This is a genomic window from Zhongshania aliphaticivorans (assembly GCF_902705875.1).
Lineage (GTDB): Bacteria > Pseudomonadota > Gammaproteobacteria > Pseudomonadales > Spongiibacteraceae > Spongiibacter > Spongiibacter aliphaticivorans_A.
The window spans coordinates 2,926,655-2,947,071 of the sequence record NZ_CACSIK010000001.1; the positions used below are offsets into that span (position 1 = coordinate 2,926,655).

Annotated in this window: 20 protein-coding genes; 7 read left to right on the forward strand and 13 right to left on the reverse strand. The window is 46.4% G+C overall.

Annotation, left to right across the window (positions count from 1 at the left end; all coding sequences use genetic code 11):
• Positions 1 to 29: 29 nt before the first annotated feature.
• Positions 30 to 746 (reverse strand): NYN domain-containing protein, encoded by a 717-nt coding sequence (locus AELLOGFF_RS13170; RefSeq protein WP_159269169.1) that lies wholly within the window; start codon positions 744 to 746, stop codon positions 30 to 32.
• A gap of 134 nt (positions 747 to 880) precedes the next feature.
• Between AELLOGFF_RS13170 and AELLOGFF_RS13175 the strand changes: the two genes are divergently transcribed.
• Entirely contained in the window at positions 881 to 1,783 is a 903-nt protein-coding gene (locus AELLOGFF_RS13175; protein ID WP_235035722.1) for a DNA ligase, read from the forward strand.
• A gap of 17 nt (positions 1,784 to 1,800) precedes the next feature.
• Here the strand turns inward: AELLOGFF_RS13175 and AELLOGFF_RS13180 are convergent, their stop codons facing one another.
• The gene (locus tag AELLOGFF_RS13180; RefSeq protein WP_159269170.1) at positions 1,801 to 2,853 is read right to left on the reverse strand and encodes an AraC family transcriptional regulator; all 1,053 of its coding nucleotides are present in this window, start codon (positions 2,851 to 2,853) and stop codon (positions 1,801 to 1,803) included.
• Positions 2,854 to 3,025: 172 nt separating this feature from the next.
• Between AELLOGFF_RS13180 and AELLOGFF_RS13185 the strand changes: the two genes are divergently transcribed.
• Positions 3,026 to 3,895: a MaoC/PaaZ C-terminal domain-containing protein gene (locus AELLOGFF_RS13185; RefSeq protein WP_159269171.1), complete on the forward strand. Its 870-nt coding sequence runs from the start codon at positions 3,026 to 3,028 to the stop codon at positions 3,893 to 3,895.
• A 198-nt stretch (positions 3,896 to 4,093) separates the two neighbouring features.
• On the opposite strand, the gene AELLOGFF_RS13190 is transcribed toward AELLOGFF_RS13185, so the two are convergent.
• The 3 genes from AELLOGFF_RS13190 to sthA all read right to left on the reverse strand — a co-directional run bounded on the left by AELLOGFF_RS13190 (position 4,094) and on the right by sthA (position 6,836).
• Complete coding sequence (locus tag AELLOGFF_RS13190) at positions 4,094 to 4,873, reverse strand: DUF3014 domain-containing protein (protein WP_159269172.1); 780 nt, start codon at positions 4,871 to 4,873, stop codon at positions 4,094 to 4,096.
• A gap of 246 nt (positions 4,874 to 5,119) precedes the next feature.
• Complete coding sequence (locus AELLOGFF_RS13195) at positions 5,120 to 5,302, reverse strand: hypothetical protein (protein WP_159269173.1); 183 nt, start codon at positions 5,300 to 5,302, stop codon at positions 5,120 to 5,122.
• A 142-nt stretch (positions 5,303 to 5,444) separates the two neighbouring features.
• On the reverse strand, positions 5,445 to 6,836 hold the full coding sequence (gene sthA / locus AELLOGFF_RS13200; protein WP_159269174.1) for a Si-specific NAD(P)(+) transhydrogenase: 1,392 nt from the start codon (positions 6,834 to 6,836) through the stop codon (positions 5,445 to 5,447).
• Positions 6,837 to 6,998: 162 nt separating this feature from the next.
• Between sthA and AELLOGFF_RS13205 the strand changes: the two genes are divergently transcribed.
• From AELLOGFF_RS13205 to AELLOGFF_RS13225, 5 genes are all read left to right on the forward strand, one after another.
• On the forward strand, positions 6,999 to 7,622 hold the full coding sequence (locus AELLOGFF_RS13205; RefSeq protein WP_159269175.1) for a class I SAM-dependent methyltransferase: 624 nt from the start codon (positions 6,999 to 7,001) through the stop codon (positions 7,620 to 7,622).
• Positions 7,623 to 7,712: 90 nt separating this feature from the next.
• Positions 7,713 to 8,243, forward strand: coding sequence for a phosphatase PAP2 family protein (locus AELLOGFF_RS13210; RefSeq protein ID WP_200842672.1), 531 nt, complete (start codon positions 7,713 to 7,715; stop codon positions 8,241 to 8,243).
• Between the two features lie 125 nt (positions 8,244 to 8,368).
• Complete coding sequence (locus AELLOGFF_RS13215; protein WP_159269176.1) at positions 8,369 to 9,430, forward strand: MJ1255/VC2487 family glycosyltransferase; 1,062 nt, start codon at positions 8,369 to 8,371, stop codon at positions 9,428 to 9,430.
• A gap of 10 nt (positions 9,431 to 9,440) precedes the next feature.
• The gene (locus tag AELLOGFF_RS13220; protein ID WP_159269177.1) at positions 9,441 to 10,571 is read left to right on the forward strand and encodes a DUF2817 domain-containing protein; all 1,131 of its coding nucleotides are present in this window, start codon (positions 9,441 to 9,443) and stop codon (positions 10,569 to 10,571) included.
• Positions 10,568 to 11,368 (forward strand): alpha/beta fold hydrolase, encoded by an 801-nt coding sequence (locus AELLOGFF_RS13225; RefSeq protein ID WP_159269178.1) that lies wholly within the window; start codon positions 10,568 to 10,570, stop codon positions 11,366 to 11,368. The genes AELLOGFF_RS13220 and AELLOGFF_RS13225 overlap by 4 nt, the downstream gene beginning before the upstream one ends.
• Positions 11,369 to 11,508: 140 nt before the next feature.
• Here AELLOGFF_RS13225 and AELLOGFF_RS13230 read toward each other — a convergent pair whose 3' ends face one another.
• The 8 genes from AELLOGFF_RS13230 to murU form a co-directional block, all read right to left on the reverse strand.
• The gene (locus tag AELLOGFF_RS13230; protein WP_159269179.1) at positions 11,509 to 13,239 is read right to left on the reverse strand and encodes a GNAT family N-acyltransferase; all 1,731 of its coding nucleotides are present in this window, start codon (positions 13,237 to 13,239) and stop codon (positions 11,509 to 11,511) included.
• Between the two features lie 18 nt (positions 13,240 to 13,257).
• A complete protein-coding gene (locus AELLOGFF_RS13235; protein ID WP_159269180.1) occupies positions 13,258 to 14,076 on the reverse strand; it encodes a UDP-2,3-diacylglucosamine diphosphatase in 819 nt (272 codons plus the stop codon).
• Between the two features lie 220 nt (positions 14,077 to 14,296).
• Positions 14,297 to 15,604, reverse strand: a complete 1,308-nt coding sequence (locus AELLOGFF_RS13240) for a cobyrinate a,c-diamide synthase (RefSeq protein ID WP_159269181.1) — start codon at positions 15,602 to 15,604, stop codon at positions 14,297 to 14,299.
• A 71-nt stretch (positions 15,605 to 15,675) separates the two neighbouring features.
• Positions 15,676 to 16,101 (reverse strand): response regulator, encoded by a 426-nt coding sequence (locus AELLOGFF_RS13245; protein ID WP_159269182.1) that lies wholly within the window; start codon positions 16,099 to 16,101, stop codon positions 15,676 to 15,678.
• Positions 16,094 to 18,088, reverse strand: coding sequence for a sensor histidine kinase (locus tag AELLOGFF_RS13250; protein WP_159269183.1), 1,995 nt, complete (start codon positions 18,086 to 18,088; stop codon positions 16,094 to 16,096). Before AELLOGFF_RS13250 ends, AELLOGFF_RS13245 begins: the two co-directional genes overlap by 8 nt.
• A gap of 146 nt (positions 18,089 to 18,234) precedes the next feature.
• Positions 18,235 to 18,930 (reverse strand): phosphoglycolate phosphatase, encoded by a 696-nt coding sequence (locus AELLOGFF_RS13255; RefSeq protein WP_159269184.1) that lies wholly within the window; start codon positions 18,928 to 18,930, stop codon positions 18,235 to 18,237.
• Entirely contained in the window at positions 18,927 to 19,595 is a 669-nt protein-coding gene (gene rpe / locus AELLOGFF_RS13260; RefSeq protein WP_159269419.1) for a ribulose-phosphate 3-epimerase, read from the reverse strand. Before rpe ends, AELLOGFF_RS13255 begins: the two co-directional genes overlap by 4 nt.
• A gap of 125 nt (positions 19,596 to 19,720) precedes the next feature.
• The gene (gene murU / locus AELLOGFF_RS13265; RefSeq protein ID WP_419183924.1) at positions 19,721 to 20,416 is read right to left on the reverse strand and encodes an N-acetylmuramate alpha-1-phosphate uridylyltransferase MurU; all 696 of its coding nucleotides are present in this window, start codon (positions 20,414 to 20,416) and stop codon (positions 19,721 to 19,723) included.
• Position 20,417 lies beyond the last annotated feature (1 nt).

Sequence of the window (20,417 nt, forward strand, 5' to 3'; positions counted from 1 at the left end):
CTTAGCGCACCGCTATCAACTCAGTCGTGTTATGAAGTTTTTCTTTTTCGGACATCTCTAAGCAAATACGAGTTATTGGGTCCGCGTTTCAGCTCAAACAAATCTATTGCCTTTATTAAACTGCTTAAATTTTTATAGCCGTAATTTCTGGTATCAAAGGATGTTTTATTCGAGATATGAGCTCCCACTGGGCCAAGGGCAGCCCATCCACTGTCCTCTTCCGTTGCCTCTATGGCTTGGCGGAGCAGGTTTATTAGCTTGGTATCAGATTTTATATTTTTGGGCTTTTCCTGACTGTCATCGCAGGATTTAGATTTTTGATCTAAAAACAAGAACTTAGAGCATGCATTAACAAAAGGGGTAGGTGTTTTGCGCTCGCCAAAACCCAACACCACTTTACCTTCTGCAAGTGCCCGAGTAACCATGGGTGTAAAATCACAATCGGACGATACAAAGCACATTACATCGATATTTTTGGTGTACATAACATCCATTGCGTCAATAACAAGTGCAATATCTGACGCGTTCTTGCCCTTGGATAAATCATATTGCTGCACTGGCTGAATTGCATATTCATGCAACAAATCTTCCCATGGTTTAATAGACGGCTTTTTCCAATTCCCATAAGCCTTTCTTATTGTTACTACACCGTATTTTGCTACTTCACTTAGCACATCTTCAAATTTGTTGGCGGGTGCATTATCGGCATCAATAAATAATGCGATTTTTTGTTTAGAATCATCCATTGTCATCATCTCTTAATGAAGCTTCACCTCAGCGTTTTCTGTATCTATTTACACTATACACCCAAGTATTTTTATTTTTCTGTTGAGTGACGCTATGATGGCATTCGCATCGTTTGAATCAAGGAGGATTCACAATGCCATCAGCTCGCAACTTAGTGATACCTATAAGTGTCCGCGTAGTGCCTGTAATGACGCTTTTACTGCTATTAATATCTTATCCAACGCCGACCCTGTTGCATGCCGCTGCTAGCACCACTGGCACCCCCCCTTTGATGCTAGCCAATCGGTATCACAGCGACATTGATATAACCGCCTATTGGGTAAGTGAAAAGCTTGATGGTGTACGCGCATACTGGGACGGGCATCAACTCATTTCCCGGCAAGGGAATAAATATCATGCGCCAAAATGGTTTATTGCAGACTTCCCCGCCACACCACTTGATGGCGAGCTTTGGATGGGGCGCGGACAATTCGATGCCTTATCTGCCGCCGTGCGTAAAACCGTAGCCCTAGACTCAGAATGGGAAACCATTCGTTTTATGGTATTTGATCTGCCGAACGCTGACGGTGACTTTGACAACCGTTTAATTAAGCTTTCACATATTATCAATGAGCAAGCTTCTCCGTTTTTAGCCCTAGTAAAGCAAAGAAAATTCAGCAGTCACACGACACTGCAACAACACTTTGATGAAATCATCGCTCTTGGTGGCGAAGGGCTAATGCTGCATTTGGGAAGCTCAACCTATCGCAGCACTCGTAGTGACGATTTACTAAAATTAAAACGCTATCAAGATGCTGAGGCCACCGTATTAGCCCATTTACCAGGTAAAGGGAAATACCAAGGCATGCTGGGTTCCCTGCTGGTTGAAACGCAAGACGGACGAAGATTTAAAATCGGAAGTGGTTTTACAGATGCTCAGCGCCGATCTCCACCAGCCATCGGCAGTATCATTACTTATAAATATTACGGCTTAACAAATAAAGGCACACCGCGATTTGCTAGCTTTTTACGGCTCAGAATGATGAATTCACAATAAACATTAATAACAAGGGCTTAATCGCCGCTTGTCGGTTTTGCTGCTTTTTTTAACTGCCGGTATTCTATTGGTGTAAGCTCGGTCCAACGCTTAAAGGCGCGATAAAATGTACTGGGCTCAGAAAAACCGGTTAGATACACAACATCGGCAATGCTCTCATCTGTCCGGGCTAATAGTCGCTTAGCCAGTACACAGCGATAATCGGCCAAAACCTGATTAAAGCTCGTGCCCGCTTCTGTTAAACGTGAGCGCAAAACCCGTTCGTTCATTTCTAAACGCGCGGCGACAGTCTCTAAACTAGGCTGACCCAGCTCAAGCATTTCAGCAATGATTTGTCGCACATCACCCACCACATCTTGGCGCGATAAACGCGCCAATTGTTTACTCGCTAGCTTTTCATGTAACTTGAGCAAATCTGGCTCTGCATGGGTAGACGGCGTAGCAAGAATAGATGTCGCAAAAACCAAAGAGGATTCAGCGCTGTCAAACTTAACATTGCAGCCAAATACTCGCTCATACTCAGCAACATCACCCACTGCGGAATGACTAAGATTAACCGTCTCGACTACAAAAGCACCTTCGGTCACAGCCTGAAAATAGCGAATTAAAAACCGCGCAAAACACTCATTACGATGTCGAAACCCTGGGTCATCGCCGCCAGCAAACTCCAAACACACACGGGAAAGCTGCTCACTAACTTGCAGCTCAAACTGCATGGCGTCCGTCACTAGGCGCTGATAATTTTGAGCTCGCTTTAAGCCCTCACCAAAATTCGGGCTGCTTAGAAACAGGTATTCTAATACCTGACCTCGATACACTTGCACGGCCTCTGCCAGGTGCAAGCCAATATGCTGATCTCCGCTAACCGCTTCAAGCACACGCCAAAACTGCAGCTGAGCGGTATGAGGAAAGCGCGCGCTGCGATCCTGCAATAAAGAGGGAGAGATCCGACATTCTTCTACAATACGCTCGACATCCAGCCCCATATTTTGCATGGCCGGATATACCAGCTGAATCAAGAAACTGGAATCACTTAAATCTGAAAAATGCTTAGTGTTTGATGCTGTCATTCAAGCTGGTATCTGCTGTACTAATAAGCAATGCTGGTACGCATTGACCGAACTGCCGTAAACGACACTGAGGCTGGGCAAATTAATGATGCCACGTTTTTCATTATACTCTAAGGTCTGTCGAAATTTGCAACAAACTACTGTGCCAAGCTCAGTATGGAGATAGTGTCGAATGACCGCAAGCAATGAGTTAAGGCTAAAAAAATTACCTAGCACACCGCCGATGCTACTACAGGCCGCTATTACTCGGAAAAAACCGAGTAAATCACCTCGCTTTCCTCAACATACCATAGAAGTAGCCAATATTCGCAACCGCACCAGCCAACTGCGCCGCTACAACCAAGCCTGCGGTTTTGCTGACAATACCAAGACTCTATCAATTAGCTTTCTTCATATTCAAGCCTTTCGCCTTCATATGAAAATGATGCTAGACAAAGCCTTCCCCCTCGCGCCTATGGGCTGCGTACATTTAAGCAACATCATTGTGCAGCACCGCCCTATAGCGACTGATGAAGTGCTGCGCCTGAGCTGCTGTATTGCAGATAACAAAATCACAGATAAAGGTTATGAATTCACCTTTCACTGTGAAGCATTTTGCGGCGATGAATTAGTATGGGAGGATGACAGCCGTTACTTATCTCGCGCTAAGACCAGTGTAGCGAGCGCCCCCAAAGCTGCGCGCGCAGAGCCTCGCGACTACGCACACTCGCAAATTATGCCAATCTCTCGGCGCGATGCCCGCAATTACGCCCGTGCCTCTGGAGATTTCAACCCAATTCACCTTCATGACATTAGCGCCAAAGTACTCGGTTTTAAACGCATGGTCATTCACGGTATGTGGAGCAAAGCCGCCTGCCTCGCGGCGCTGGCACCGAAAATAGACAGCCCAGCGTATCGCTGCCAAGTGGAATTCAAAACCCCCATCTTTTTGCCCGTTAATGTGCGCCTAGATTACGAACCCCAAGGCAAGCAGCTCGATTTTGAATTACGAGACAAAAAAGGCGTAAAACCCCATTTAATAGGTAGTATTCAGCCACTTTAAGACAGGCCTAGTCAGGGCAGCCTTCGAGAGTAAAACCACCAACCATGGCGCGAAGTGTTTGCGCCAACTCACCTTGGCTAATCGATTAGCGCAAATATATGGTATTAAGATGCGGCCAAGAATGCACTATAAGCAGGGATAGATTAAAAGAAGTGACATTTATCGCCCTCCGAACGGACGGCGATAAAATAGCGGACGCTAAAGGTAGCTTTCCAGTTCGCGCAACCAATCTTGCACTTTCTTCATATTTTCAGAACCAAGACGCCACATCCACTTGCTAAGCGGGTCTGCATTTTCTAAAACCGGATCTACATACTCATAAAACACTTTGGGACGCTTAAGTGCGGCGTCATCAGGAATCGCCTCTACCATTAACAAGTGCTCTATCATCGTACGCAACTGGTTATCGAAGGACTGCGGGTTACCCAGCTCGTTGTATGTACCCTCTAGAAACGGCGACCATTTTTTGTAATAAATCGCTAAGCTCTTTGGATCAACTGCCGTTACTGTCGCAACTAGGCCGTTCCAGCGCTGATAATTACCCGGATCGTTCTTAAAGCCTTTCTCGGTCTCAACAGCCAAAAACGGCTCTTTATTGTAGACAATGGGCAAATGCTTGGTTGGAAAACGGTATCCGGCCAACTGATCTACAATCGACACCCATTTACGTACCTGCTCAGTAGGTTGTAATAAGCCAGCCAAAGGTTCAGACAGCGTTGCCGCCGCATCGCGAATTTGCTCATCACTGCCATTAATCGCCGCAGGGGGAGCTGGCGCCTCAGCAGACTTCTCGCTGTAATCTTCTTCCGACTCGACAGCAAGGGTTTCTTTTACCGTTTTCTTCGGCGTCGTTGTGTCCTCCACCATCTCTACAACGGTGTCTTTAAACTCACCACCTGTAGATTGATCCAGAACATACCATACAAAACCCGCGACCCCGATTATCACCACCACTGCAGACAAGGCTTTCCAATTCATTACATCATCCTATTTAATTCATGACCCAAGCGCGTTGCTTTACCGACATGCCTAGTAATACCCAGCCAACAACCCTAACGCCGACCGCTATTACATGCAAATTATCTCAGCATGTTATAACCGCCACCGATAATCAGCAACACAGTCTGCAAGAACAGTGCACTCAATGTCATAAATTATTAAGAAAAACGCCACAGAACGTGACGTTAAGACATAGCCTCCACCTGCGGTGGTGGTTTCGCGATACTAAAGGTCGAAATCGTCCAGCATGTCCAATTCATCCATTAGCCGCTTACGCTCTAAGCGCTCTTCGATTTTGCGGCGGATACTACTGTCGCCACCGCCCATCAATCGTCGTTCTTCAAAGTCAGAAGACGAATCGTCATCTAAGATATCGTCGATATCATCATCCGCTAGATCACTTGCCATTACTTGCCCACTCCAGTACGTCATAGATACAGAATGAACCCCTCGGCTAACCGGGTTGTTCAGGGCACTATTTATGATGATATCGATTTTCTGTCAATAAAAATTTATACCTATTGCGTAAATAATTTAAAACGCTCGCCAACTATAAACGATTCAGACCATTTAACGCTGCTGTTCGGTAAGCCTCCGCCATCGTGGGGTAATTAAACGTTGTGGTAACGAAATAACGCAGTGTATTACCACCATTCTCCTGCTTCATTATTGCCTGACCGATATGAATAATTTCTGCCGCTTCAGCACCAAAACAATGGATACCTAATATTTCGAGGGTATCCGGATGGAATAACAATTTGAGCATACCGACGGTCTCTCCGCTGATCTGACCTCTGGCCGTATCTTTGAAAAAAGCCCGTCCAACTTCGTAGGGAACCTTGGCTTCCGTCAACTCTCGCTCTGTACGTCCCACCGAGCTTATTTCAGGCAAGGTATAAATACCGGTAGGCACATCGTCAACGAAACGACACTGTTCCTTACCTCGCGCGTGCGCTGCCGCAGAGCGCCCCTGATCATAAGCGGCGCTAGCCAAACTTGGCCAGCCGATTACATCGCCCGCGGCATAAACACCAGGGACAGCGGTTTGATAATGTTCGTCGACCACCAACTGACCGCGGTGATCCGTTTCTAAACCGATATTCTCCAAGCCAATTTGCTGGGTATTACCACTGCGGCCATTACACCAGAGCAAAGCATTTGCGTGTATACGCTTACCAGACTCCAGCAGTATCTCAACCCCACTATCACTAGCCTCCACGGTTTTATACACTTCTCTATGACGAATCATTACCCCCATATTTCGCAATTGATAGCTCAGGGCATCCGAAATTTCATCATCCAAAAACTCCAATAATCGATCGCGGCTATTAATTAACTCAATTTTTATACCGATGCCTGAAAAAATGGACGCGTACTCACAACCAATTACTCCCGCACCATAGATAATAAGCTTGGCCGGGGTATTAACCATTTTCAAAATCGTATCGCTGTCATAAACCCGAGGGTGAGAAAAATCAATATTGTCTGGTCGATATGGTCGCGAGCCCGTAGCAATAACCACTCTTGCCGCTGTCAGAGCCTCCACTTGGCCTTCTTCCGATAACACCTCAACGGTATTTTTGTCTACAAAGCGACCATGTCCGAAGATAACCTTTATTTGATTGCGGTAGTAAAACCGGCTGCGCATATTTACCTGCCGTGAAATAACTTCATTGGCATGACTCAATAAGCGGGGATAAGTCAGCGTTCTTGGATCGCCAATATCACGAAAAGCAGGTGTTTTATTGTAGCGAATAGCTTGTCGCACCATATGCCGCAATGCCTTGGATGGAATTGTACCTTGGTGGGTACACGCACCACCGACGGCACTCTGCGCTTCAATTATCGCCACACTGTGACCATGCTTCATTGCATTGAGCGCCGCACTTTCACCCGCTGGACCACTACCCAACACTAAAACGTCATAATCAAATGTTGTCACCGATTCTGTCCCTCACATTAGATTAAACTCGTTGCACCCAAGACTTAGCCTACACCTCTTTTAATGTAGATAATGGCAATACAACATTTTCGCCATTACTATTTCAGCCATTATTGCCGCAGTGCAAAATATTCATCAAACCAACTTCACTGAGAACCCTATATGCCAAGTGCAAAGACAAAGCACATTCGAGATTATTTTGGGGTGCGCACACTGCTAGCGTCACACCCCGACATGCGCCGCCTAAAGCGCATGTCAAAATCTACTGAATTACATGGCAATAAGCTTTGGGGAAGCGCTTACTTGCTCATTGATTACTTACAAGAAAACCCCTTACCTACGGCAAGTAAAGTACTAGATTTAGGGTGCGGATGGGGCCTTGCAAGCATATATTGCGCCAAATATATGGACGCCATCGTTACCGGTGTCGACGCTGACCCAGCAGTCTTTCCCTACCTGTCGCTAATAGCTAGCCACAACCACGTTCACATAGGCACTTTCTGCGCGCACTTTGATGAGCTAAGCATAGATACCCTAGGCCAATACGACGTGATCATCGCCAGTGATGTCTGTTTTTGGGACGAAATGAGTCAAAGCATATTTGATTTAATCCAACGCGCAATCAATGCCAACATAAAGAAAATCATTATCACCGACCCGCATCGACCTCCGTTTATAGCCGTTGCCGAAGCCTGTATTGACGAATACTTTGCCGAACTTACGCCTCGAGACGTTACCACCAACCGCCGCCATCAGGGCAGCGTACTGGTCATTGAAAATGCCTAAGACATAATTTGCACTGTCTTCAAACTGCAATATCGTCGTCACAATACTGAAAACACATGGGCGTATTGTTTCAGGTGTGAGGATAAAACTATGCGCTTAATACAGTCGATAAATAAGTTCGATGTGCGAATGTTCCTGGCTTGCGTCAATACTCGCCACCAGCAACAATTGTCTCGTGTAGCCCGCAGTATATCAAAAACCGGCGACGGCTACGCCCAACTAGGCCTTCCATTATGTGTTTATGTAATGGGAGTAAGCCAAGGCCTAGCGTATTTTGGTGCCGTGATCATCAGCTTCGCTGCATGGCTGCCCGCCTACTGGGTGCTTAAAAATACCTGCCGCAGAAAACGCCCTCCCGCGGCCATACCCACCTTTAGCGCGGCCATCATTGCCTCTGACGAATTTAGCTTTCCGTCTGGACACACCGCCGCCGCATTTTTGCTCGCCACGATGACCGTATTATTTTTTGGCGCCGTGGGAATACCCCTGTTTATATGGGCTACCGCAGTAGGAGCCTCTCGCGTTATTCTCGGTGTGCATTTCCCCACTGACACTCTGGCAGGCGCCAGCTTAGGTATCGGGATTGCTCATTTAGGACACTCTATTGTCACCGCGATTTAAACACGACCAATCGCCGTATCTGACAATAGAGATAACGCTATAAAATATTCAAATAGTAGCATTGCAGACCGAGCCAGTATGAGCAAAAAACTATCCGGCTGTCGCGACAACGCAAGAGAAACAATATGAAATTGCTTTACGGCGTACAGGGGACCGGCAACGGTCACATTTCTCGCGCCCGCATGATGGCGAAACACCTCGCAGAAAAAAACATAGATGTGCAATTTTTATTTTCTGGCCGCGCCCCAGAACAATATTTTGACATGGACGTCTTTGGCAACTATCAGCTTCGTGACGGCCTCAGCTTTGCGACCAGCAATGGCAGCATAAGCGCACTAAAAACCTTAGCGCAAACTAAGCCACTCAAATTTATTCGAGATATTCGCGCATTAGACCTTAGTAGCTACGACGCCATCATTACTGACTTTGAACCTGTTACCGCCTGGGCTGGTCGCCTGCAAAGCAAACCAGTTATCGGTATCGGCCACCAATATGCTTTTGGCTACCCCGACGTACCACAAAGCGGTGTAGATTTACGTAATCGTTTGATTATGAAGTTCTTCGCGCCTGCTCGCTACCAACTAGGCCTGCACTGGGATCGCTTTAACGCCAGCATTGCTCCACCCATCATCAACCCCGATGAAGTTCGCCAACCCAATAACGCGACGCCGCATATTGTGGTCTACCTGCCTTTTGAAGATCAACAGCTGGTTAGCGACACTTTGGCGCAATTTCCCAATCAGAAATTTATCCAATATGCCCCACAGCTTCAACACGAAGAACGCGGTAACATCAGCCGTAGACCAACCAGTTTGCACAACTTCAAACATGACCTTTGCCAAGCCAATGGTGTTATTTGCAATGCCGGTTTTGAGCTTATTAGTGAGTGTTTGCACATGGGAATTCCCGCACTTGCAAAACCTGTTGCGGGTCAATCAGAGCAGCAGGGGAATGCGGCAGCCTTACAACAGCTAGGCGCAGCCACTGTCATGCAAGAATTTTCGGCAAGCCGAATTGAAAAATGGTTAATGCACACCCCGTCGTTAACTCCTCGCCATTATCCTGATGTTGCAGCCGCCATTTGCGACTGGGTCATCAGCGGTCAATGGCATGACAGTTCTCAATTGGTATCCGAACTCTGGAAACAAACTGGACGTCCCGCAAACGCGATGACAGCCGCAGGTTAACTTTCCCACCATGGCACACCATAGACCTACTAGTGCTCACAGCCAACAAGCTGCTGGGGAAAACGAATTTTACGGTCCCCAGTTACCGGATTTCACCACCGTAATGGATGCCTGTAGAGGCCCCCTAAGACACCGCTTGTCTGAGCTTATCTCTATGGAGCAGCTATGCCGGCAAGCAGGTGACTTGATTTCCACCCGCACAGAAGCCCTTGTTAAGGTGGATGATTTCACCCTGCCGTTAATTTCACTGACCATTGGCAATCCAAGTACCGCAAAACATTGCTTAATGCTTACCGGCGGCATTCACGGCGTAGAGCGCATTGGCACCCAAGTTTTATTAGCATGGCTAGAAACCGTGGTAGAGCGCTGTCGCTGGGACAGTCATTGGCGCGCGCAATTCACCTCTGACATCGCTATCGTCGCCGTTCCCATTGCCAACCCCGGTGGCATGCTGAAAGACTCGCGTTGCAATCCAAATGGCGTAGATTTAAACCGTCACGCTCCCATTGACGCAGAAGACAAAGTCCCATTTTTAGTCGGCGGTCAGCGGATGTCCAAACGACTCTCTTGGTATAGAGGCAAGCGCGGTGCAGATTATGAAATTGAATTCATCGCCCTGCAAAATATTATTAATCGCTATTGCCATCCGTCACGGCCAAGTATCGTGGTAGATTTTCACTCAGGCTTTGGTTTCCAAGATCATATATGGATTCCCTATGCCTACCGTCGCCAACCCATAGACGACATTGGCAGTTACGTCGCACTAAAATTATTATGGGAAAGAAATTTTCCGCATCACAATTATGTCTTTGGCCCCCAGGCCATGCACTACTTAAGTCACGGTGATATTTGGGATTATTTTTATCGTCAGTGCCGAGCCAAGGGAATCACATTATTACCACTTACCCTAGAGATGGGCTCTTGGCTGTGGGTTAAAAAACACCCTCAACAACTCTTTAGCTTTGCGGGCTTATTCAACCCAACGGTTCCCCACCGTCACTCCCGAGTATTGCGTGGCCACTTATTATTAATTGACTTCCTACTCGCGGCGACGAGAAATATGGCACATTGGCAACCCAAAGGTGAACAAGAACGAGGGATGCAACAGATGGCACAAAGCCTGTGGTATCGACAGCTATGACCAAGCCTCGCCCAACTAGCGGCATGGCCAGCCAAGCAATTAAACACTGGATATTTCTTCGCGGCCTAAGTCGCGAACATGCCCATTGGGGTGATTTTATTCAGCGCTGTGAGATTGAATTAGGCTGGCATTGCTACACCATTGACCTACCAGGCTTTGGCAGCGAACATCAGCGCCCCTCACCCACCTCCATTGCTGAAATACGACAAGATGTTCAATCCCGTCTTCCCAAGGAGCTAAGCGCTAACACCCAGCCCATTGGTATCATCGCACTTTCATTAGGGGGAATGGTTGCTCTAGACTGGTTAGCCAATGATCCAGAAAATATCTATGAAGCGATATTGATAGGGACCAGCGCTGCCGATTGCGGACTGAGCAAGCGTCTAAAATTTAACGCCATACCCTCTACTCTATACGCCTTATTTGCGATGACAGCCCGCAAACAAGAACATGCAATATTAACCATGGTGAGCAATAACCGTCACCGCCATGCAGAGGCATTGGATCTGTGGTGCCGTATTCGCGAACTTCGCCCCACGAAAAAGCAAAATGTTATTCGCCAACTTATTGCCGCCTCACGGTTTAACTCACCGTCCGCTCAGAGTCTTAACAATATAAAAGGGCATTTCATAAGTAGCCGCGCTGACCGCATGGTCTCATTTCAATGTAGCGAATATCTTGCCAAAAAATATCACTGGCCATTAACGCTACACAACACCGCTGGGCATGACCTACCCATTGACGACGCCGACTGGTTAATACACACGCTGAAATCTATAAGCGGTCAAACTTGTTAGTCACTAGCTACCATTCGGGCTTAGCTGTCTGCGGAAGACAAAAACATATAACCGCGATTTACCATTTATTTATTCAATATTTTTGGCCCAAGGTAGTTAAGATGCCATCTCTTAAACAACCCCCGAGCCAAACAATACAGCTAAGCAGCTTTAGTCTCGGCTGCCGGCCCTTCTAAATAACGTTTGCGCTTTGCAGGTTTCATTTTTTCAATATCCACCAACACCAAGCCATCAATACAATCTGCAAAATCTGGATCGACATTGAAAGCCGCAAAACTCACACCACCCTCATCACAAAGCTCTGTATATTGCTTATACAATGTAGGAACCGCACACCCCATTTCCGCCAATTTCTCTTTTAACTCCGTGAACTCCGCACGGTAGTCATTGCCACTAAAAACCGTTTCAGCCAATTCACTTTTATAGGGGCTGTTTGCACTGGCCCATGGCTGTGTAGCGGGGAAATGTCGCTGATAAAATTGGATCAATAAATCCTTAGCGCCTCGGGGTAAACTATCACTCAAACTAACTGGGCCGAATAAATAACGAATTTCCGGATAACGCCGCAAATAAGTCCCCAGACCTTGCCACAAATAATCAAGGCCGTTTCGTCCCCAGTAGCGAGGCTGCACAAAGCTGCGACCCAACTCAGCACCACACTCAAAATATTCTTCAGCGTAGGCTATTTGGTATTCAAACAATGATTCGCTATAAAGTGTTTGATCGTCAGCCAAATCTGCAACCCGCTTCAATCTATATGCGCCCACCAATTCGAGTTGATTTTCATCCCAAAGCACAATGTGGTCGTAATAGGCATCAAAGGCATCAACATCTCGACGACGACCTGTGCCTTCTCCCACCGCCCTAAAACTCACTTCGCGCAACCGGCCCAATTCACGCATAACGGTGCAATCACCACTGTATTGATAACAGTAGATTTCCATCCCATCACGGGTACTGCCCAAATGGTCACACTGACGAATAGCGCGGCGTAACTCCTGACGATCCTCTGGATGTGCGACTGCCTGTGCAACTGGCATAAAACATGGCTCGCCACCCCGCTTGCGGCGCCCCAATTTATAAATATGTTTTTTAAATAAACGGACTTTTGCTGGCGCTGTTAACGGCAACTTTTGATATACATCCGTTTCAATAGCAGGCCCAATGGTAACGCGCACGGTACGATTATTTTGCTTAAACATTTCGCGAATTAACCACAGCGTCGACAAGGGTTTAGCGAGCAGAGACAACGCATAGAAAAACACTGAGTTACGGGCGTTTATATGCACAGGCAGGATTGGCGCCTTCGCTTTACTCGCAAATTTAATAAACCCGTTACGCCAACGGCCATCGCGAATACCCGCCGGACTAAACCGTGACACTTCGCCTGCAGGAAATATAATTACCGCACCTTCACTATTTAAATGCTGGTGAATAGCCTGCAAGTTCTCTTTTCGGTTTCGCTTACCACTCATATTGTCTACAGGCAATAATAAGGAACGCAGCGGTTTGATTGCGTACAACAACTCATTGGCAATGACTTTGACGTCTCCACGCACCTCTGAGACCAGCTTTAATAGCGCCAAGCCATCCAGACTGCCAATTGGGTGATTGGAAATGATCACTACTCGTCCAGTTACCGGTATACGCTCTTTATCAAGTGCGCTAATTGCGTAACCAAAATCGAAATAATCGAGGGCTTTCTCAACAAAATCTAAACCCTGAACATAGGGGTAGTCTTTTCCAAACTGCTTAAATTCTGCTTCGTGAAACAAATATTTTAATAATGCAGATAACGTCCTTTTAATCCGCGGATTACCTTTGGAAATTTTGGGGAATTGTTCGTCAATTACCGAATCTACAGAAATCATGGCGCTTACTCCTAATTATTATCCAGCTCTACGCAGCGGGAATACTTCCGCTTTAGCTGGGCCACCATTGCTGGTCATGCTTTGCAGTAGGGTTTGATGCTCAGTCCACTGGACAAGCTCCAACGTGCCGTCATACGTCTCGCCCAGCAATGTACAGTTTTCTATCCAATCACCATCATTGCAGTACAACAAACCTTTAACATTCTTGAGTGCAGGTTGATGAATATGGCCACAAATAACACCATCTAATCCCCGTCGAGACGCCTCTTTAACTGCTGCATCTTCAAATACGCTAATAACCTGCCTAGCATTGGGTATCCGCTGTTTAATATAGGTTGCCAAGGACCAGTAATTACGGCCAAAGCGACGGCGAAAGAAATTTGCCCACCGGTTTAAAAACAACAAGAAATCATAGGCCGCGTCACCAATGAGGTTTTCCCATTTACTTAAAAGAATGTGTTCATCCAGGCAATCACCATGAAACATCAGCAAACGTTTACCATCCACCGTGGTATGAATTGCCTCGCGCTTAATCTCAACGGGGCCAAGAATATGGCCAACATAATCACGCATAGGTTCATCGTGATTACCGGGAATATAAACAACCCGAGTACCGTCGCTGGCTTTAGAAAACAACGCCCTAACTACTTCGTAGTGGTTTGCTGGCCAGTGGAAAGTACGCTTGAGCGCCCACAGATCGACAACATCGCCTACAAGATAAAGTGTCTCGCACTCAATATTATTTAAAAAATTAAGGAGGTAGTCAGCGCGACAGTCTTTAAAGCCGAGATGAATATCGGACAACCAAATGGTTTTATATCGTTTCCTAGTTTCCATGCTCATGCATCCTCGTTATGCATTTGTGGCAAGATTAGGACTTTATAGTGACAAATAGAGGGCTTTTTAAAGACAAATTTATGACAACTGCCATCACATAAATTGCAGCTAGTGCGGTGCGCACACCTATATTGATTAAAAGAACTTTATCTCTATGATGTTACAAGAGATTGAAATTAAACAAACTTATGGTGTTAATAATCGCACAATAACACCGCAGTTATTGAGCCTGTGAAGGTCGAAATAAGGCCGCAATTGCGCTGGGATTTGACGGGAAAAATAAATGTAAATATGACGCGGTTAAACCTCTGCTTTGGTAGATAGGCTCACCCGGTGCGGGGTGGCGCTGACGGCGACCATACGCTACGGGGTCAGGAGTATTTTCCGCTTGTGAGCGATGATGCGCATGTCCTCTAATATCTCCCTCAGGCAATTGGGCATATTGCATGCCCTGACAACCACCGCGAGGACGCATACAGGCATCACCGTTTAACAGGCCCAGCATTTCAACACCCTGCCCGTCTAAATCTTTTATGCTTTCAAGGCAATACATAAACCCACCGCACTCAGCCAAAATCACTTTATTGTCAGCGTGAAATGCGCGAATAGCCGCTAGCATTTTGCTATTTTCAGAAAGCGATTTCAGATGCAACTCTGGGTAGCCGCCAGGTAACCACAATGCATCTGCAGGCGGCAACTCTGTATCACCTAATGGCGAAAAGAAGCTTATCTCCGCTCCCATATCAGTGAGTAGATTTAGGTTTGCAGCATAGATAAAGCTAAAAGCACTATCCCGTGCCACCGCTATTTTCACACCGGATAATAAAGGGAGTGGCTCAGGTAACTCTCGGCTATCAAACGCAACTGGGGCGGGTAAGTCGGCAAGGTTACTAACACCTATCATTGCCGCGGCTTTAGTAAAACGAGTCTCGATCAGCTCACTTACTTCGCTAGCTTGCACCAAACCCAAATGGCGCTCTGGCAGGCTAATCTCTGGATCTCGACTGATACTAGCAAGCAAAGGCAAGTTGTCGGGTAAGGCCTCTGCAATTAGGCTCCGGTGCCGCTCCGAGGCGCAGTTATTGGCAATAAGACCTACAACTTGAACATCATCACGGTAATTAGCCAAGCCACATGCGAGTGCAGCAGCAGTCTGCGCCATGCCTTTAACATCCATGATTAAGGCTATGGGGATATTAAAAACCGACGCCAAATCAGCGCTTGAGGGTTCGCCATCGAACATCCCCATTGCGCCTTCGACTAAAATCAAATCAGCGGTTTGCGCTGCAATATAAAATTGTTGCCGGCAATAGTCTTCACCCGCCATCCACAGATCTAACTGCACCACCGGATAACCACAGGCTTGTTCTAAGATTTGTGGATCAAGGTAGTCTGGGCCCATTTTAAAAATACGCACCTGCCGACCTTGGGCATGGTGATAACGGGCTATCGCCGCTGTTATTGTGGTTTTACCTTGACCTGAAGATGGCGCAGCAAGAAACAGTGCAGGGCAAAAAATACGGCTCATAACAATACATCACTAATACATTTTCAATTTTGAAGGCGTATTAGAAATCAATTCACTGAAAATTGCGATCACTAAGGCAATTCACGCACACAGTCTGCGTAATATTCGGTCAAAACACTGTCTAATTTCTCCATCGTCAATGGCTTGCTCGAAAATGTATTTACATCCTCTATTGTATTAGCAGTAGACTCATCATCAGGATTCAACGATGTTGTTAGCATCACCACAACCACCCCCGCATGTTGTTCCTTAGGCAGAAGTTTGTATTCATCTAGAAATTCCCAGCCATTCATCACCGGCATATTAAGATCGAGAAATATCAAATCAGGCTGAGGGAAAACGCCGTCTACTGCTGTTGTTAGATAATCCATCGCTTCACGACCATTCATAAACTCGGTGATCGATTCAGTAAAACCATACTTTTCTATAATTAAGCGGTGTATATAGTTAGTGGCTTTACAGTCATCGATTAACAGCACACTTTTTAGCTTATTCATTTTCACTGTCCCTCAAACTAAAATAGAACGCGGACCCCTCGCCAAGACACGACTCTAACCAAATCCGTCCACGATGCATTTGAACAATCTTCTTACAATGTGCGAGACCAATCCCGGTGCCCTCGTAATCGTCACGATTATTTAAACGCTGAAAAATACTAAACACTTTATCAAAATGCGCATCACTTATTCCAATGCCATTGTCACGCACACAAAACACCCACTCACAACCTTGTCGAACCGCGCTGATATGCACCACGGGGGAGACGTCTTTCCGAGAAAATTTTATGCCATTAGAAATCAAGTTCTGAAACAACACCCGTAATTCAGTTCGCCTACCGGTTAAGCAAGGTAAATCGACATAGTGTATCTCTGCCTGCACACCCTCAATTTGGGTACGCAAATCACTACAGACAGCCTCAACCAGCGCCTGACAATCTACCTTTTCACTCTGTGATTCTGCACCCAGCCGGCTAAAATCTAACAACCCAGTAACCAGTTCACGCATACGCCGTATAGCATCGTCTATAAAGCCGTGAAACACTTTCACCTGCTCATCTTGTTGCTCTATATTATGCTGAACAAGTAAATCGACAAAACTCGCCACGGTCCGCAAAGGCTCTTGTAAATCATGGGACACAATATAGGCAAATTGCTCCATCTCCTGATTTAAGGCAATCAACTTATCATTATTATCCTCTAATGCGGCTTGCGCTCCTTTGCGCTCGTGTACCTCTTCGCGCAGAATGTTTTGTCGATGCGATAGCTCTGTAATAAATTTATCAAAAACTCGGGCCAGATCACCCACCTCACCTCGGGCCGATAATGGCAGGGCATTGCTATCAGTATTCAGCCCTTTATCTTTAAGGACATCACGCATTCGCTTTATTGGTTTTGCTATCCGCCGTGAGATAACAATTGCGAGCACAATTGCAATCACGACAATAAGAAATACCAACAAGTAGATCTTTTTCAATAACGACTCTCTCACCTGCAAAACATCGGACAGGTGATGTGTAGCGGCGACGATCAGACGATCCTTTTCAAGGTCAGGACCATAATTTATAGCCCTTATCGAATATATTTTTTCCTCAGCGCCCACCCCCGAAATCCCAGCGCGATAGCTATCAGCTTTTTCGCTAAGAATAGCGTTTGCAACTGGAAAATCATCGACAATATTTGCGCTACGTCCATATTCAAATTGAAAATTTTTATTGGCATCATTATGCAAAATATACTCGCCGCCACTATTACCAAGCAGTACATTGGTGTCTTCACCTGCTAAATCGCGCAATTCCGCAAAACCTTCGAGAAAACTTTGATTAAAAATCAACACCCCAAATAACTGTCCGCCGTCGGTGTATAGCGGCATTGATGCCCGAATCATCGGATTTAGCGGTAAGGTAATGTCACCAAACTCTCGGTTTAATTCAATATTAGACAGGGCGACAGAGCCAGCTTTGGTTTTGATTGCCGCCTGAAAATATGACGTTGAGCCTTTGTTTTGTAATTCATCGGCAGGGACGATTCTTATCGTGTTATCTCGCCCATAGCGATCGACTCTCAACCATTCTGAGCCATCTGCAAGCACTAAGCGGATTTGGTCGTATCGGCTTTTAAAATTGAGAATTTCAAAAAATATCTTTGCCAGCTGAGCACGCCAAGCCTTAACAGATAAGCCATCTTGAATCTCACCGTCACTATATATCGAGGCATTTATGATCGCTTGGACAGGCGCGGTACGTGACACAATTCGAACATCATTGACTAACTCCTCAATGTTAGAAGTGAATTTTACCGCTTGTAACTCTGATATCTGATCAAGTTTATTCTGCCCAACGGTTAGCAATTGAGCATCGAGTTGTCGCATGACAATGGATATCACGAGAATATTGCTAACAATAATCAACGCCACCAAGGGGCATAGTATCTGCCAAGCAATACCACCCATGCCAACCTTAGCCGATAAGCGCGACCAACCTCCCATTACACCGCCTTTCTAAACCATGAACTATCCCACCACTATAGATTGGAGAAACTATATTGACCATGGTAATAAACGAAAAGCTGATAAGGGTTACTACGAATACCCTAATACAATAGTAACAAGCAAGCTCAATAGACTACGCCACGCTAGTTGGCCAGCAACATCGAAAAGCAATCCACCAAAAGGTCTGGGGACGCAGACGCTATTGGCGCACCATGGTTATAACCATAACTGACACAGGCTACAGGCATACCGGCTGCTCTCGCTGCCTGCACATCGTTAACTGAATCACCGACCATCACAACATTTTCCGCCGATACCCCCAGTTGCTCACAAGCCAATAATAACGGCGCAGGATCAGGTTTTCGCACCGCAAGCGTATCACCACCCACAAGCACCGGCATAAACTCATCCATAGCAAAATGAGTAAGAATTGGTCGACTAAACCGCGCTGGTTTATTTGTGACACATGCCATTTTAACGCCCTGTTTATGCCACGCCGACAAGGCGGCCATAACACCAGGGTAAACGACCGTGTGATCACAGGTTTTTTGGCCATAATGGTCAAAAAAGACCGATTGTAGCTGGTCTATTAACTCATTACTGACGGCTGATTCTGGGACCTCTAGAACAAACGATAATGCCCGTTGGATGAGTTTTCGGGCACCATTGCCTACCCATGAGCGGGTGCGCTCAAGGCCGGCAGAAGGATAATTTAATTGCGCTAAACTTGTATCTAAAGCGGCTGCCAAATCCGGCACGCTGTCTATTAGCGTGCCATCTAAATCAAATAGAATCGCCTTAAGTTGACGCCCCTGAAGCAAGCCTTCTAGCTTCTTCATACTCCGGCCAACTCACTTCGCATTTTGTCGATAACTTCCGTGTAATCTCCGCCATTAAATATAGCGGAACCGGCCACAAAGGTATCTGCACCAGCCGCGGCAATTTCGGCAATATTTTTAGCCGAGATACCACCGTCAACCTCTAAACGAATATCTCGCCCTGAAGCCTCAATAAGCGCTCGCACTTCTTTTACTTTGCCAATGGTAGAGGGAATAAAGCTCTGCCCACCAAACCCCGGGTTCACCGACATCAATAAAATCATGTCTAACTTGTCCATGACATACTTAAGTACGTCGGGGCCAACAGCTGGGTTCAGTACAAGTCCCGCTTTACAGCCCGCATCACGGATCATCTGTAAAGAACGATCCACATGCGTTGATGCATCAGGATGAAAAGTGATGATACTTGCACCTGCTTCAGCAAAATCACCGATCAAACGATCTACCGGCTTTACCATTAAGTGAACGTCTATGGGTGCTTTTACGCCATGTTTCCGTAAGGCTTTGCAAACCATAGGCCCAATCGTCAAATTGGGTACATAATGATTATCCATGACATCAAAATGCACGATGTCGGCACCGGCCTCAAGCACAGCATCAACCTCTGCCCCCAAACAGGCAAAATTTGCCGACAATATTGAAGGGGCTATCCAGTAATCTGCCATAGTCGTGCTCACTCTATTAGTCTTTCAAATAATATCCCTGGTACCGAAACGTACAAGGGCGATAAATTGGGCCGCATTTTACGACAAACCCCTTTCAGATTCAGCTATCACGTCACGCTCACTCTTCAAGCACTTAACATGGCATCCAAGGCCGCAAGTCGCTCTGGGGTTCCAATATCCCACCAAGCCCCAGCATGCAGACGACCACTGAGTCGCTGTTTTTCCATAGCCGCCAACATCACCGGCTTTAAAGGGCGCTTACCCGGGTTAAAATCTTCAAATACCGATGGCCGCCAAACGCTAATACCTGAAAAGGTATAAACCGGACTGGCAGTATCTTCGTTGTCATGTGAACCCTGCCGTTCGCTGATCAGGCCCTCGGCGCTAAGCACAAAATCGCCACTAGGGTTATGAGGTGGGTTCTCTACCATCACCAAATGCCCGGACTCTGGCCGACAGTTCAGTAAATCTGCAAAATCAAAATCAGTCCAAATATCACCATTCACTAAAATAAAAGGCTCATCCTTTTGCATGTCGTCAAGCAGCAGCGGCAAAGCATTAACAATACCGCCAGCTGTCTCTAATGGCTGATCTTCACGAGAAACAATAATATTCAAACCATAGCGGCTGCCATCACCTAGGTAATGCGCTAGCTGATCTGCCAGCCAGGAACAATTCACGACAATATTGCTAACCCCAATCGCCGCCAGTTTCTCAATATGGTAATCAATTAAGGCTTTGCCGCCAGCTTGTAATAATGGCTTTGGCGTATGATCCGTCAACGGCCGCATGCGTGTTCCTAGGCCTGCCGCTAGAATCATA

Bases quoted from the DNA above. Each gene is read 5' to 3' on its own strand.
- rpe (WP_159269419.1), bottom strand. From the start codon at position 19,595: ATGGCAGATTACTGGATAGCCCCTTCAATATTGTCGGCAAATTTTGCC.
- AELLOGFF_RS13180 (WP_159269170.1), bottom strand. From the start codon at position 2,853: ATGACAGCATCAAACACTAAGCATTTTTCAGATTTAAGTGATTCCAGT.
- AELLOGFF_RS13245 (WP_159269182.1), bottom strand. From the start codon at position 16,101: ATGAATAAGCTAAAAAGTGTGCTGTTAATCGATGACTGTAAAGCCACT.
- AELLOGFF_RS13235 (WP_159269180.1), bottom strand. From the start codon at position 14,076: ATGGAAACTAGGAAACGATATAAAACCATTTGGTTGTCCGATATTCAT.
- AELLOGFF_RS13210 (WP_200842672.1), top strand. From the start codon at position 7,713: ATGCGCTTAATACAGTCGATAAATAAGTTCGATGTGCGAATGTTCCTG.
- AELLOGFF_RS13215 (WP_159269176.1), top strand. From the start codon at position 8,369: ATGAAATTGCTTTACGGCGTACAGGGGACCGGCAACGGTCACATTTCT.
- AELLOGFF_RS13220 (WP_159269177.1), top strand. From the start codon at position 9,441: ATGGCACACCATAGACCTACTAGTGCTCACAGCCAACAAGCTGCTGGG.
- AELLOGFF_RS13195 (WP_159269173.1), bottom strand. From the start codon at position 5,302: ATGGCAAGTGATCTAGCGGATGATGATATCGACGATATCTTAGATGAC.
- AELLOGFF_RS13170 (WP_159269169.1), bottom strand. From the start codon at position 746: ATGGATGATTCTAAACAAAAAATCGCATTATTTATTGATGCCGATAAT.
- AELLOGFF_RS13185 (WP_159269171.1), top strand. From the start codon at position 3,026: ATGACCGCAAGCAATGAGTTAAGGCTAAAAAAATTACCTAGCACACCG.
- murU (WP_419183924.1), bottom strand. From the start codon at position 20,416: ATGATTCTAGCGGCAGGCCTAGGAACACGCATGCGGCCGTTGACGGAT.
- AELLOGFF_RS13240 (WP_159269181.1), bottom strand. From the start codon at position 15,604: ATGAGCCGTATTTTTTGCCCTGCACTGTTTCTTGCTGCGCCATCTTCA.
- AELLOGFF_RS13225 (WP_159269178.1), top strand. From the start codon at position 10,568: ATGACCAAGCCTCGCCCAACTAGCGGCATGGCCAGCCAAGCAATTAAA.
- AELLOGFF_RS13175 (WP_235035722.1), top strand. From the start codon at position 881: ATGCCATCAGCTCGCAACTTAGTGATACCTATAAGTGTCCGCGTAGTG.
- AELLOGFF_RS13190 (WP_159269172.1), bottom strand. From the start codon at position 4,873: ATGAATTGGAAAGCCTTGTCTGCAGTGGTGGTGATAATCGGGGTCGCG.
- AELLOGFF_RS13250 (WP_159269183.1), bottom strand. From the start codon at position 18,088: ATGGGAGGTTGGTCGCGCTTATCGGCTAAGGTTGGCATGGGTGGTATT.
- AELLOGFF_RS13205 (WP_159269175.1), top strand. From the start codon at position 6,999: ATGCCAAGTGCAAAGACAAAGCACATTCGAGATTATTTTGGGGTGCGC.
- AELLOGFF_RS13230 (WP_159269179.1), bottom strand. From the start codon at position 13,239: ATGATTTCTGTAGATTCGGTAATTGACGAACAATTCCCCAAAATTTCC.
- AELLOGFF_RS13255 (WP_159269184.1), bottom strand. From the start codon at position 18,930: ATGAAGAAGCTAGAAGGCTTGCTTCAGGGGCGTCAACTTAAGGCGATT.